This is a genomic window from Ureibacillus sinduriensis BLB-1 = JCM 15800 (assembly GCF_000772955.1).
Classification (GTDB): domain Bacteria; phylum Bacillota; class Bacilli; order Bacillales_A; family Planococcaceae; genus Ureibacillus; species Ureibacillus sinduriensis.
Genome location: NZ_JPVO01000047.1, coordinates 107,240 through 121,176, shown reverse-complemented (window position 1 = coordinate 121,176; position 13,937 = coordinate 107,240). Strand labels below are relative to the sequence as shown.

Genomic DNA, 13,937 nt, shown 5'->3' with positions numbered 1-13,937 from the left:
TGTATCTAAATGATATGTATCTTTTAGATAGGCGTGAAGTAATGAAACGTTATAACGATACTACCTATGCGATTTTAGGTATATTAACGACTGATTGTAATTCCGGCTATGCCATTAAACAGTTTATTGACCGGAGTTTGAATCATTTTTGGAAAATCAGCTATGGACAAATCTATCCCACTCTTAAATTAATTGTCCAAGAGGAATTAGCGGAGGTTCGTGCTTCTTCCAGCCCCGGGAAGCCTGAAAAGAATGAGTACCGTCTTACCGAAAAAGGAAGCCAAACCCTGCGGGAGTGGTTGGAGGCGCCCGTGGCACAGTTGCCGCACGAACGAAACGAGATTTTGCTGAAGTTGTTTTTTGGCCGCTATCAATCACAAGAAAACAAAGTTTTACTCCTGCAAAATTATCGGCAAGAGCTTGAGCAGCGTTACCAAACTTACGTAACGATCGAACAGGGGATTATGGCTCACGCCAATCAAGATGAAGATTCAATCTATTGGCTGATCACCTTGGATTATGGAAAAAGAACTACCCAAGCTGCAATTGACTGGTGTGCGTTTACTCTTGAAAAACTAACGATGGGGTGAAAATTATGACCAACCAAGTTTTTAGTGGGCGTTATACAATTGATAATTCCGAAGACATTGTCGTTTTCATCATCGGGATGAGGATCAATAAGCGACTGGCCGTGCACAAGTGGTTGCCTGTTTTTAATGCGATGCCGGGCATGATTAAAGAGCTTTATACAAACAAAGAGGAACTGGGTTTCCTGTCGCTGGAAAGTTATTTTGGCCTCCGAACGACTACGATGATTCAATATTGGCGGTCAACGGATGACCTGCTTTCCTATGCGAAAAACGAAAGACATCTTGCCGCATGGAAAAAATTCAACCAAATCGCAAGCAACACGGATGCAGTTGGGTTTTATCACGAAACGTACCAAATAAGCAAAGGACAGTATGAATCCATTTATGTCAATATGCCTCAGTATGGATTGGGAAAGGCTTTAGATCATACACCGGTTGCTCCTGGCTTGAATTCCGCCCGTCAACGTCTGAAACAATAAAAATTAGGTCCGCGAAGAATCCATGAAAACTTGCGGGCCTAGTCTCCTATACCGTGCCGGTCAAATACTTCAAAATTTCATTCATTTCCTTTGCATCCTCCGCACCATCCTCCACTGCCCACAGAACCTGGACCGTCAGCAGTGCCACCGCCACTTTTCTTAGGCGCAATTCATCCAATGCTTGCGCTTGTACAATCTGCTTCACTCGGGTTTCCAACAAGACCATATTTCCATGCAATTCATTGAATAAGAACGAAATATAATCAAAATAACAATCCCCCTGAACCCCCTTCGGATCAATGGCAAGCCAACCCCGTTTTCGGTCATACAGGATATTATCATGATGCAAATCCCCGTGTAGATGCACATTCCCTTCCGAAGACTTTTCGATTTCCTCTTTATACCGAAGTGCGATTTCAACCCTATCATCCGTGATCAAATCATTCGGAAGCGGATTTCCTAGCACCTGAAACCAATTATGTATGGGAGGCAAACCTTGCGACGGCTGTCTGTTTAACTTATTCCACACCTCCAAATAGATGTAAGCTTGATTTTCCTTCTCCACCTCTTTTAACATCCTGCCCGGCTCCAGTCGCTCGAGCAACATCGCCCCAAGCTCTGTCTCCTCTTTATACAACTTTACAAAGCCCTCTCCTTGGAATGCCTTCGCCGCCTTTATTTCATTCGAGAAATCATACCCCGGTATGCCCACCTTCAACACGAGCGACCGATCCATTGCATCCTTCACATATGCCACATAGTTGTATGACAGATTGGAAGACTCCCCCTCAATTGTCAATCCCCACTCAGTGCATAATTGTTCAACCTTCTCGGGCAATTGCTTCAGCCACTGTTCCCCTGCATCGCCAAAAGCCCTCTTTACCTTCTTTACAAATTGACTATTCATGGTTTACTCCTATTCTTTTGCCAAGTTATCCACTCCAAGGATTCCCTATGTATTCGATAAACCCCTTTTTTAAGGGCGAATCAATAATAAAACCTCTAACACAAATAGTATTAGAGGTTCCAGAGTGTAGACAAAGCCGATTTACGACTTTGTCTACACGTTTTTAGTCTATTTCCTTCAATGACAAATTACCCAGACTGTCTTGAAAACGCTTGGCAGACAAGGCGGGCAGTCGAGTGAAGACCCGAATAGAACAAAACGTTCATGAGGGGACGAACGAGACAACCAACGCAGGATGAAAGCGTTTTTCAACAGTCTGAAACCTCTAACACAAATAGTATTAGAGGTCCTTCCTATCTACAGCCTATTCATCATCGATTTCGCCATCACCGATTTCATCTTCCTCTTCCACATCTTCAATTTCTTCATTTTCATCGGGTGCTTCGTCACCGCAAGCAATCAACGAGAACATCGAAAACGTCAAGAACATCATCAACAATAATTTTTTCATTACAGGAAAACCTCCCTTTTTTACAAAGGTTTCCCCTATTCCCCCTAAAATAAAACCCTAATAAAACGAGTTTCCAGCTTCAAAATTCAATGGTGGGCTTACCGGACTTAGCACTTTTGCCTGCTCATCGGCTAATCGATTGACAGCGGAAACTAAATCCGTGAAATATGGTTTTTCAATCACTTGCTGGGCACCAAACTCCATTAACTCATCCACAATCCATTTTTGCCCGCCCATGGAGGTGCATATAAGAACACTGGCCAGTGGATTGATGTTCATAATTTCCTTCAAAGCACCAAGACCATCCAACACGGGCATATTGAGATCCATAATAATCAGGTTTGGCCGGTATTGCTCATACAATTCAATCGCTTTCAGTCCATTTTCCGCTTCCAGAAAATCAGTATACCTGGCCTCACTCAACATTTTCATCAGATAATTTCTCATAAAGAATGAATCATCCACTACCAGAATTCTCATGGTTTTCACCCCTTCATCTCTATTAGGATACTATTTCATTTATCCTTCATAACATAATTATGAAGGTAAATGTTTTGATCGGTAATCACCCACACTTCTTATTTCCAAGTCCTAATTTCACCATACGTTCTAAGAATCTCTTCTCATACAATTAATTTCATAATGAGAAAAAGCTGACTCCACACAAGGAATCAGCTTGCCATATTCATTAAAAATAGCGTTCTTCCAGCAGCACCATCTTGACGTTGTATCAGCTGGTTCCCACGCCCATCAATACGTGGCCGAATGAATTGTAGAAAAAGATAAGCCCTATCTATAGAAATTAAACAGCGCCCCGATTTGTCTGACGATATTGATCCCTTCGGATATTTTGCCTGCGTGATCCATCATTCGATTCATGTCCGGCATTCTTCTTCTGGGACCTTGTTGTTGCGGGAACCCTTGCACCTGTTGCGGGTAGCCTTGTGGCGGTTGTTGATAGCCTTGTTGCGGGAACCCTTGTGCTTGTTGCGGTGGTTGCTGGTTATAAAGGTATGGGTTTTCCGGTCTTCTCATTTCGTTGGGCGGCACAAAACTTTGCCTATATGCAGGCGGCACCGGTCCCCTCCTAGCATCTTGCGAGAATCCTCTTCTTCTCGGTTCAGGCGGAAAATACGACATTTCTCTACTCACCCCCTATTAGGATTATTCTTTTTACTCTAGTATATGAGGGTACTTTTTTATGGCTTAGACTCTCCAAACATTTCGCTCAAAATTAAAAACCATTATTTATTCCCTTGAGCATAAAAAACAACCCATCCAGACTTCAGATGGGTTATCTCAAATTCAGACTGTTGACAAACGCTCGCATACAGCGTTGATTGTCTCACTCGTCCCCTCATGAACGTTATGTTCTATTCGGGTCTTCGCTCGACTTCCCGCCTTGTCTGGAAAAGCGTTTTCAAGTCAGTCTGGGGATATTTATTTTTTTTGTATTTCTCTAATAATGAGTGTAGACAAAGTGGATTATCGACTTTGTCTACACTCTGGAATTATTAACCACTTTTTCCTCATGAATATAAATCAACCGGGACATCCCACATATGGCCTGAGTTGTCGGCGAATACCCCCATTATCAATTGCTGGTCGGCAAACTTGTAAATATAGATTTTTTGGCCATTGTACATCGTCGTCTTCAAAAGCTCGACGTGTGAGCCTTGCTGATCCATATAATCTTTTATTTCTTCCCATGCCAGCTCAACCGGTTCTTCTTCTATCGAAACCCATCTATATTGATCCATCACCCACTTGCCGTCTTCCTTCACAACCGTATAGTAGACCGTGCTTCCACTTGAAATCATATTATCCAGTTCCACACTGGAAGCTACAAAACGATCGTTCGCAACTTCATGCAAAGTGAATTGAATATTCAGATTTTCACTCGGGTAAGGTGGCATATCACAGGAGCAGAAAAATTCATCTTTGACCAGTTTCAAAAATCCATCCGTAAAGTCTTTCGAGGCATAATTTAATAATTGCGGTCTCAGTATCGCAAAATCGGGATGGTTCTCAAAAGACCAATTATGTTCTTCGCCTAATCTATAAAATGTGTCAACAATTCCTGACATTAATTCACCGACAATTTCTTTGGCTTCCTCTTCAGTCAGGGCATTTAATTGTTCATCGACCTTTGCATCATCTATTTCGACTACTTCCTCGAATGAACGTCCTTTGTCCTCAAGAGAAGCACCCGAGGCCGCTTCATTGATTTCATCCAATTGCTGCTCCTTCATTTTGTATAAAAAGGTAACAGCTTGTGCACGGGTTAGTTCATTGTCTGAACCAAAATACCCCGGCAAATTCGTTTGCTCCAGATTTTGACCGGTTGATATTTTATTTTTCAGTAAAAATTCTATCGATTGTGTTAAATCCAAATCATCATGACTTAAATACACCAAGGCCTCTGCCGCCAACCCCCGTTTGACTGGTTGATTACGGACAGATTGGTCGAGGTACCCGCCAAGAGGTGCACCGTATACAGCCAAAGCATGGTACGCTTCATCTGCCCAGTGCCCAGTTTCCGTAAAGCGATTGTCGACAGGCTCCAAATCAAAGAAGCGTTGTAACATGGCAGCGAATTGCGCTTCCGTGACGTTGTCGTCAGGATTGAATTTCCCATCGCCATTACCGTTGATGATTCCCTGCTCCATTGCCCATACCGCCGCTTCATATGCATAGTGGTTCGGTTTTATATCCGTCGGGGCCGAGACAAGTTTGTTTGAAAGTCCAATTACAGAAGAGTCCACTGCTAGAGTTTGTGACTGGAGACCAATAAAAAGACATATTGCAACCATCATTCCTAAAAAATTTTTCATAGAGTCCTCCCCTAGAACCTATCTATTGTATTGTTATCCATTATGTAAATCTATGTTTCTTCTATCCAAAATATTCCTTTCACTACTTTTATTCTAGCAACTTAAAAATGACCCGAAATCCAAAGTCACATGGTACTCCTACTTTAAACTTATTTTCCCCAAAATAGCCTATATAAAACCTATGGCCCTTCCCTATGGGATATAATGGATATGTAATTCTATTCCAAGTATACGGAGGGTCTATGAAAACATTAATTCGAGGCGAAAAAGTAAATATCTCAGACTATACGTCCGCAACACAGCTCGAAGTAGAGGTGAATGTCTCATCAAATTTCGAGATTGATATAACGTGTTTTGGACTGGATGACAAAAAACAGCTGACAGACGACCGATATATGATTTTTTACAATCAACTAAATTCCCCATCCAGTGAAATCCAGCTTCAGAACCTCGGAAATGGCAGCGGCACATTTTCCATTGATTTAGCGAGCATCCCTTCTTCCATCCAGTACCTCGTTTTTACAGCAACAATCGATGGCAATGGAACAATGGGGACGATCCAAAGCGGTTTCCTTAAAGTAAAAGCGAGCAATCAAACATTATTGGACTATTCCTTCAACGGCAATGATTTCAAAAATGAAAAAGCCGTGATCATAACGGAAATATACAATTATAAGTCTCTTTGGAAAGTTTCATCAGTCGGAAGTGGATTCGACGGAGGCCTGGATGCTTTATTGGCGAGCTTCGGTGGTACCGCTGCGGAAACGCAATCCCAAAATAATGCCACGGCACCAGAAACCTCAACTGTGCCGCAGACCACGTCGGCCCCGATTCCACCTGCTGCTCCAGTGCTGGATAAAAAAGTACTGCTCGAGAAGAAGATGGAACAAACGGCACCAAAGCTGCTCGACCTTTCCAAGAAAGCCAAAATTTCATTGGAAAAAGTAGGGCTGCAAAATCACACCGCCAAGGTTGCCCTTTGTTTGGATATTTCCGGATCCATGTCGAAAATGTACCGTTCCGGCAAAATCCAGGAATTCGTTGAGCGCATTTTAGCTTTGGGCACGCGCTTTGACGATGATGGTTCCATCGATGTGTTTTTATTCGGTAAAAATGCCCATGACGCTGGAGAAATCACCATTGATAACTTTAATGGTTCCGTTGACCGCTTGATCCATCGATACCCGTTGGAGAGCAATACGTACTACGGAAAGGCGATGAAAGTTATCCGCAAACATTATTTCGGCCATAGTGGCAAACGCGACAAGCCCTATTCCCAGGATCACCCGGTTTACGTCATGTTTGTTACAGATGGCGCCCCTTTCGACAAAGATGATGCAAAGGCCCATATCCAGCATTCATCCTACGAGCCGGTTTTCTGGCAATTCATGGCGATTGGCAAATCCAATAAGAGCGCCAAAAAGAAGAGTGGCTTCTTCAACAGCATTTTCCAATCCGATTTTGCCTTCTTGGAACAATTAGATCATTTAAGCGGCCGCTATCTCGATAATGCCAACTTCTTTAGTGTGGAAGATCCGCTGGAGCTATCGGACACGGAACTTTATGATTTATTGATGATCGAATATCCAGGCTGGGTCAAAAACGCTTCACAAAAGGCATTAATTCAACAATAAAAATTTCAGCAAATATGGAGGAACCAAATGTCCACGATTTCTTTAAGAAAAGATAAAGTGAAAGTCGTTCTTGAAAAGAAAAAACTAACCGGTGTCCGGGCAAAAGTCGGCCTTGTTCTCGATATTTCCGGTTCGATGCGCCGTTTGTACAAAATCGGCGAGGTGCAGGAGGCGGTCGAGCGGATCGCCGCTGTCGCTTCCCAGTTCGATGATGATGGTTCTTTGGATATTTGGGTATATGACAATGAATTCGCACGGCTGCCCGAAGTTACTGAACATAACCTTTTCGGCTATGTAGAAAAGAACATCCTCAATAATGAAGCCATTCATAAATTCGGCCGCAACGATGAACCGCTCGTTATGGCGGATGTCATAAAAAAATACACGATTGAGGAAGCATCCGGCGAACCCGTTTTCTTAATCTTTATCAATGACGGCGGTTGTAAACCTGGAATTAAAAAGTTCATTGTGGAATCTTCAATAAAACCAATTTTTTGGCAGTTTGTAGGAATTGGCGATTCCAATTTCGATGTACTGCGCAAATTGGATACAATGGAAGGTCGCCTCATTGATAACGCGAATTTCTTCCACTTTGCGGATATCGAGAAGATTACCGATGAACAGCTATACGAAAACTTACTGGACGAATTTCCCTCCTGGCTTCACGAAGCAAAGGAAAAGAGAATTTTGAAATAAGAGCAGCTGTGTGAACCTTCGGAAGATTCATCTTAAAAGAGTTTCCTTGTATGGTGACTTGCTTTAGCTCAATCGCATTCTGGAGAATGATGGAAATTAAATCGTGAGTATTTTAAGAATTGTAAGGTGTTTCGAATTTTGGATAAGGAGAGAATTTGAATGAAAAAATTAGTGTTTTCTATCTTTGCAATATTGTTGCTGGGCGGCTTTACTGCAGAAGTATCGAGTGCAAAAACTGCGGTTGTGATGGATGATGGAAAGGTAGTAAACAATCGGACTTTGGTTCCACTACGTTCCATATTTGAAGAATTAGGGGCGACAGTCAAATTTGACCAAAATTCAAAAACTGTTACAGCCACAAAGGGAACAACAACTGTATCGTTAAAAATTGGTTCGAAAAGTACAAAAGTCAACGGGAAAACTTTGAGTATTGATGTCCCTGCACAAGTGATCAAAGGAAAAATGTTTGTCCCATTAAGATTTATCAGCGAGTCGTTGGGAGCAACTGTTAGCTGGAATAAGCAATATGGAACTGCAATCATCGAATCAACCGATAAAGTGCTTCTTGTTGTCGCCTTCCCTAACCCTGGAATTGCTGACGATTGGGAGAAATATTACACGAAAGAGGATTTAAAGAGATACATCGAGAGCTTCGTCATTGGTGGAGGACAGTTAGAGTATGGCAATGTCAAAAAAGATTATGGTGTTAACTGGAGTCAATACGAAAATGAACGATTTGGATTCAAAGTGAAGTTCCCTCTTGGTTGGCCAGTCGGAGCCGGGCCGACAAATGAAGATGGTATGGTTTTATACGAGGATAAAAACAATTCAATCATTGTCTACGGATCGAAATCAGGGAACAAAATTGATCGTTCCAACTCACAAGCCATTAAACTGAAAGATGGGACACCAGCTTATTTAACAACAGATGAAAAAAACGGGCGCGTATTTTATGCATTTGATGTTACTTATAATGGCGTTCAATATGTTTTTGCAGCCGATGTGACGAAGACCTTCTACCAGAAGAATAAAGAATTGATGGATGAAATGATCGACAGTTTCAAAGTGTTAAAATGAATGGGCCGTTCCGAAATATCGGAATCAACTTATAAAATAGTATAAATTTACCACCTAAAATGAGAGCGTTCCTGCTCTCATTTTTTATTTGCATAATTGTCAAAAAGTGGCGATTAACGCAGTGTGATGGTTGCTTTGTTTCCCCACTACACGTTACAATGCTCTATTTTGTTCCTATTGAGAATATATCCTTTTCATTATTTTATGGCTTTTCACCTAACATCTAACAATTATTGGCCGTATAAAAATCCGATTCAAAATCAAAATAAGAACTATCAAAGGAGGTGTGAAGAATGAAAAAATTAGCGAGCTTACTTCTATTCTGTGGTCTTTTCCTGTTTTCATTCAGTGATCCCGCCCATGGTATCACCATGTACAAGGAGCCGCCTTTCGAGTATTACAAGGTTTCCAAAGGGGATTCTTTCTGGTTCATCGCCAAAAGATATGGGCTGGATTATAAGGAATTGATGAGGCTGAACCCAACCGTCGATCCGTTGAATATGCAAGTCGGGTCAAGTATCCGATTAAAAGAAACGGGTAAATCGGTCGCAAGCTTCGAAGAAGAAGTCGTTCGCTTGGTGAATATCGAAAGACAGAAAAATGGTCTCGGTGCCGTTGTCCATCGTGCCGATGTGAAAAACGTTGCGGAAAAGAAAGCGATGGATATGATCAACAGCAACTATTTCAGCCATACGAGCCCGAACTATGGAAGTCCTTTTGATATGTTGAAAACTTTCGGCATTTCTTACAGAGCTGCAGGTGAAAACATCGCAAAAGGACAAAAGTCTCCACAAGAGGTTATGAATTCCTGGATGAACTCTTCCGGGCATAGAGCCAACATATTAAACGGCCAATACAATGCGATTGGTGTCGGTTATTATAACGGCGCATGGGTGCAGATGTTTATCCAGTCTTAATAAAAAGTAGCCGTCCCACAAGGCGGCTACTTTTTATGCTAATATTATTTTTTTCCTGCCACCCAATTCATGCCCCAATCATAGGTCCGGTCCATATTTTTGTGGCCATTGAAGTACTCGACAAGACGTTCCACCCTGAAAGTCTCGTCGTTGACATTTTCGATCATGGCGATGGCACACATAATTTGCCCATTTTTATGTTCATCCAGCTTCACTTCGATATCCGGTCCCGCCGGGTATTTCAATGTGACAACGCCGTCCGCTTGCGACCAGTTGGCCACCCCTTCATAAATAAAGGCATAAACCAAAACGCGTTTAATCTCGGAAATCTTATTCCCATTGATGCGCAGATTTTCCCCGCCAGTAGCTGAACCGGTCCGATCATCTGCATCCAATTGAACATACGGATGGCTTTCATAGGAGCCAAAGGCATTGCCCAATGCTTGCACGGAGCCCTTTTGCCCATTTTTCAATTCATATAAGCAACCCAAATCAAGATCGACTTTATTATTGGTATTTGTTTTACCTAATAATGAAGAAAGAAAGCCGCCCGATTTTTTTTCGCTGTTTTGCTGGTTCCAATTCAAATTGACCAAAATTTCACCAATCACTTGATTATTTTTTGCCAGGTTAATGGATTGGCCTTTTTTCTTTAACTCGATTTTGTCTAAGTTCACCATATCATGTAGCCTCCCGTTCTTCTAGGTACTTTCATTCAGTATCTTACTCGGATCAAGCTTCTTCATGTCTTGCTTAACGGTTAACGGTGTGGGCCTTGATTTATGACATACTTTTGTGAGCTGCTTTGTGGAAGAGGTGACCACAATCGTTTTAACTTGTGCAGTTTCCGGGTAAGTTATTTCGTGCAGGATTCAAGGGGTTACCCGGCTCCTCCTTTAGACTATCCCAATCATCAAGCCATAAACAAAGAGGCGCTACTTCACCACATTCAACTCCAAAATATTGCGCAGAAGTTCTTCCGTCGAAGTTGCGCCCATCCCATTCAAAAAGATGACCTTTTCGTCATCCGGCTGTTTTTCATAGAGCTCGCCATGCATGGGGCTATAGCCATGGTCGGCTTCCACAATCATGTCGTAGTCCATCATGGAATCACCCGCTGCCACATGAAGATCATACTCCACAAAATTTTGCACGTATCGAACAGCCAATGCTTTATTCAAGCAAGTCGGCAACACATACAATTTTCTCCCATGAAGGAAAATGCTCCAGCCCATCGGCAAAAGCTCGGCCTGAAATTCCGCCAGTTCCCCCCGAGGGACAAGCTCCCGGTTGACGCGGAACATAAAGAATAAATCATCTATATAAAATTCCCCTACCACCCAGGATTCATGACGGATTTTTGCAAAGGCCCTGATCATGTCTTCCTTTGGCTGAGATTGCTCTGCCAAACGATTTTGCACAATTTTGTTCCATTCTAAATCGGGCCTTCCATCGATCAAAACATTACCGCCATTGGTTGTAACCGCATATTTCGGCTTGATATCCTGCGCGATGGCATGTATCCTTTCATACTCATGCACGGCCCTTGTCGTAACCGGAACGAAAAGATGTTCTTTACTAAACTGCTTTAATAACTCGATGGAATCCTGGGACATATAAGACATGATGCGCTCTTCTTTATGTTCCACTGGAATGATGTCACCAGCTATCGGATATGTCTGCATCATCGTATTTGAATAAATTAAAGTACGATCTAAATCGGATGTGAACAGTATCAAAGTAATCCCCCTATAATTCCTTAATTATTCCACAACAAGAGTAGGACATGTCTTCATATTCTTCAATCGGCACATTGCGCTCTTGGGCAAGCATTAGGATATGGGTTAAATCACTCGATTTTTCTGGATTCACGAGTATTTTCCACGGAACACGACGCAATAAGACCCTCGTCGTCTCCCCCACTCCGGGCTTGATGAAATTCGTGTTGTGGATCCCGAATCGCTCCTGTATCAGCTCAACCGATTTCATTCCTTCCCATGAAGGGGTTGGATCCTCTTTCCTCAACCTTTCCAGCTCTTCAATGATTTCATTGTGCACATGCCCGAATTCTTTTGTGATCGTATCCACGTAGAGATTAGATACATCTGCGCCTTCCAGTTCCTTATAATACTTTGCGCCATGGAAATCATTTTCCGCCAGGATGTCATAGTTCAGCACAGTACGGCTTACTAAGCCTGATACGGTTGAGTTGAGGCAAGCCGATGGAATTAGAAAATCATCACGCGTCCCGTAAATACTCGCACAATGGCCTGGGTCCGCCAGAACGCTTAAAGAAGAATCCAGTTCTTTGCCGCGACTCTCTTTATACGCCATACATGATTGATCCAACTCGGAAGTAATGGCCCCTTTTCCTGTCCAGCCATCGATGAATTGGATTTTTGCTTGTGCATGCTGGTCAAAGATATAGTCAATGGCCGTTGCATCAAATCCTCGGCCGCGAATGATGGAAATGGAATAATGCGGAATATCCACTTCATACTTGAAGGCCAAATATCTTTTAATAAGGATTCCAATGGGTGTGCCGGCCCTGGCCAAACTAACAAGCACGAGATTCTCAAGGCCATTCCGCTCCTTGATTTGTTCGGCCACGACCCCTGCGGCGATGGCCACTCGTTTTGAATACTGCTCCAACGTGTTATAAAATAGCGATAAATATTCTTCTGTCGGTTGGTATTCGACAGGCAGCATTTCCGAATAGTGTGTACCCGATTGAATTCGTTTTTCCTTCTCTTCTGAATCAATCTCAATCTGGTAATGGCTTATATCCCGCAATAAAAAAATGACATCTTCCGGGCGATAGCTTCCCATTTTATCCGGCTTCAAAATCGGTTTATTCATAAATTCACCCTCCACGCTCTTCCAGCTTGGCGTTTGCAGCTTTACTCGATGATTTCGGTCATATTTACAATATGAATTGTTGGTATATTTGATTTACTTAACGCCTTAATTAGTGAGCTTGTGGCGTTCAAGGAAGACATTCGTTCAAAAATGAGGAACACTTCATCATATTGATTCACTTCGATATTGTACAGATAATTGGTCACTCCTTGATTTTCGGGGCTATCGAATTCAAATTTTCGCTTTATTGTATAATCATTTGAGTTCGAATGATAGATGGGACTGCGTGTCGTGGAGTGGAAATAAACACCCTCCCCCATCCGGGAAGCAATGTGCATAGGCAAATACATAAATTCCCCCGTTCCGATGACCAAAGTTTTGTTCCCGTTTCTGTGCGCTTTCACGAAGTCGGCAATCGCCTGGATTTGATTCGAAAACTCTTTTTCCTTTTCAATCGACAGGCCGAATCTCCCTGTTGCTTTAAGGTAACCTGCTTTCGTTTCAATGCCGCCAACACTAGTGGAAGAGCTTTGTTGAACGGTTTCGGCAGGCAGCAGATGCGCAACCGATAAATAATTCACTTCCGGTTGGAAATTGTTTTCTGTTTGCTCTATATTCTTTTCTATAGATGGCTTCCCGGCAATCGAAACGACCCCGTCTATTAAGGAAACGGTATGGATTTGAACGTTCAGTTCTTCCTCCAATTGGCGGTACCTTTCTCGATACTCCTCAGTACGCCAATCCAAGATGGAAACGACGGTAAATTTATTTTTCGAAGGATACTCTTCCTTAATTTTCCGAATGATGTTGATTGCGGTTTTTCCCGTTGTCACTTCATCGTCCACCAGTACCACTTCACTATCATCTTGGAAAAATTCCGTATCAAGAGCATATACCCGATGGCTTGTTGCATGGGAGTGCTCTTCTTCAAAATTGATGATGGATGTAAGCTGGTCGATTTGTTCCCTTGTTGTATGGATATATTTTGCATTATTGCGGAATGTACTAAATACTGCGTGCCCCAATGCCGTTGCGGTTTCCGCAAAGCCAATAAAGCTAGCCGCCCTTTGAAGGGGGATTGGATCCTTTTGAAGCGAGTTCCATATCTCGTCCAAACCTTCCTGTGTCTGGATGGCTGTGGCGATTTTTTCGGCACGCGGATCACTTTCCCCATGCACCACCTCCAAATAGCGAAGTGCCAACAAGCTCCCTGCAAGCAATGGAATCTTGGGATTGACTGCAAGATGCTTCCCCAAAACCTTGCTTACAAATAGGAAGCTTCGGTTTTTATTGATTCGTGCTGCCATTTGAAATAACTGTTCCAACCGGAAATTGTATGGATTTTGCATCACTTCCACTTCGACAGTTAAATCTTGTAATACGTGATAGACTTCCCTTTTCTCGACAGGTTTCAGAATTTCTCTCTCCTTCAT

Annotated in this window: 14 protein-coding genes and 1 pseudogene; 6 read left to right on the top strand and 9 right to left on the bottom strand. The window is 42.6% G+C overall.

All coding sequences use genetic code 11. The features are described 5' to 3' along the window. Positions 1-41: 41 nt before the first annotated feature. Positions 42-590 carry a PadR family transcriptional regulator gene (locus CD33_RS07840; RefSeq protein ID WP_036199803.1) on the top strand — a complete coding sequence of 183 codons (549 nt, stop codon included), beginning with the start codon at positions 42-44 and terminating at the stop codon, positions 588-590. A gap of 5 nt (positions 591-595) precedes the next feature. Further along, positions 596-1,069, top strand: a complete 474-nt coding sequence (locus CD33_RS07835) for a DUF4188 domain-containing protein (protein WP_036199802.1) — start codon at positions 596-598, stop codon at positions 1,067-1,069. A gap of 46 nt (positions 1,070-1,115) precedes the next feature. On the opposite strand, the gene CD33_RS07830 is transcribed toward CD33_RS07835, so the two are convergent. From CD33_RS07830 to CD33_RS19425, 5 genes are all read right to left on the bottom strand, one after another. Further along, positions 1,116-1,976 (bottom strand): aminoglycoside phosphotransferase family protein, encoded by an 861-nt coding sequence (locus tag CD33_RS07830; protein WP_036199800.1) that lies wholly within the window; start codon positions 1,974-1,976, stop codon positions 1,116-1,118. Between the two features lie 364 nt (positions 1,977-2,340). Continuing rightward, complete coding sequence (locus CD33_RS20485) at positions 2,341-2,487, bottom strand: hypothetical protein (RefSeq protein WP_176400103.1); 147 nt, start codon at positions 2,485-2,487, stop codon at positions 2,341-2,343. Positions 2,488-2,544: 57 nt separating this feature from the next. Then, complete coding sequence (locus tag CD33_RS07825; RefSeq protein ID WP_084591286.1) at positions 2,545-2,967, bottom strand: response regulator; 423 nt, start codon at positions 2,965-2,967, stop codon at positions 2,545-2,547. A gap of 309 nt (positions 2,968-3,276) precedes the next feature. Then, positions 3,277-3,627 carry a hypothetical protein gene (locus CD33_RS07820; protein WP_140422966.1) on the bottom strand — a complete coding sequence of 117 codons (351 nt, stop codon included), beginning with the start codon at positions 3,625-3,627 and terminating at the stop codon, positions 3,277-3,279. A gap of 389 nt (positions 3,628-4,016) precedes the next feature. Continuing rightward, complete coding sequence (locus tag CD33_RS19425; protein WP_052130099.1) at positions 4,017-5,321, bottom strand: S-layer homology domain-containing protein; 1,305 nt, start codon at positions 5,319-5,321, stop codon at positions 4,017-4,019. 242 nt (positions 5,322-5,563) lie between these two features. Here CD33_RS19425 and CD33_RS07810 point away from each other — a divergent pair, with 242 nt between their 5' ends. The 4 genes from CD33_RS07810 to CD33_RS07795 all read left to right on the top strand — a co-directional run bounded on the left by CD33_RS07810 (position 5,564) and on the right by CD33_RS07795 (position 9,645). After that, positions 5,564-6,955, top strand: a complete 1,392-nt coding sequence (locus CD33_RS07810) for a VWA domain-containing protein (protein WP_036199797.1) — start codon at positions 5,564-5,566, stop codon at positions 6,953-6,955. 27 nt (positions 6,956-6,982) lie between these two features. After that, entirely contained in the window at positions 6,983-7,651 is a 669-nt protein-coding gene (locus CD33_RS07805) for a vWA domain-containing protein (RefSeq protein WP_036199795.1), read from the top strand. A 159-nt stretch (positions 7,652-7,810) separates the two neighbouring features. After that, positions 7,811-8,728: a copper amine oxidase N-terminal domain-containing protein gene (locus CD33_RS19810; RefSeq protein ID WP_084591285.1), complete on the top strand. Its 918-nt coding sequence runs from the start codon at positions 7,811-7,813 to the stop codon at positions 8,726-8,728. A 293-nt stretch (positions 8,729-9,021) separates the two neighbouring features. Further along, entirely contained in the window at positions 9,022-9,645 is a 624-nt protein-coding gene (locus CD33_RS07795; protein ID WP_036199794.1) for a CAP domain-containing protein, read from the top strand. Between the two features lie 44 nt (positions 9,646-9,689). Here the strand turns inward: CD33_RS07795 and CD33_RS07790 are convergent. The 4 genes and pseudogenes from CD33_RS07790 to CD33_RS07775 all read right to left on the bottom strand — a co-directional run. Next, a pseudogene (locus CD33_RS07790) lies at positions 9,690-10,322 on the bottom strand (TerD family protein); the annotation flags it as partial. Between the two features lie 258 nt (positions 10,323-10,580). Beyond that, positions 10,581-11,384, bottom strand: a complete 804-nt coding sequence (locus tag CD33_RS07785; RefSeq protein ID WP_036199788.1) for an HAD family hydrolase — start codon at positions 11,382-11,384, stop codon at positions 10,581-10,583. Between the two features lie 10 nt (positions 11,385-11,394). Continuing rightward, complete coding sequence (locus CD33_RS07780) at positions 11,395-12,504, bottom strand: cysteine protease StiP family protein (protein WP_036199787.1); 1,110 nt, start codon at positions 12,502-12,504, stop codon at positions 11,395-11,397. A 41-nt stretch (positions 12,505-12,545) separates the two neighbouring features. Further along, positions 12,546-13,937 (bottom strand): phosphoribosyltransferase family protein, encoded by a 1,392-nt coding sequence (locus CD33_RS07775; protein WP_052130098.1) that lies wholly within the window; start codon positions 13,935-13,937, stop codon positions 12,546-12,548.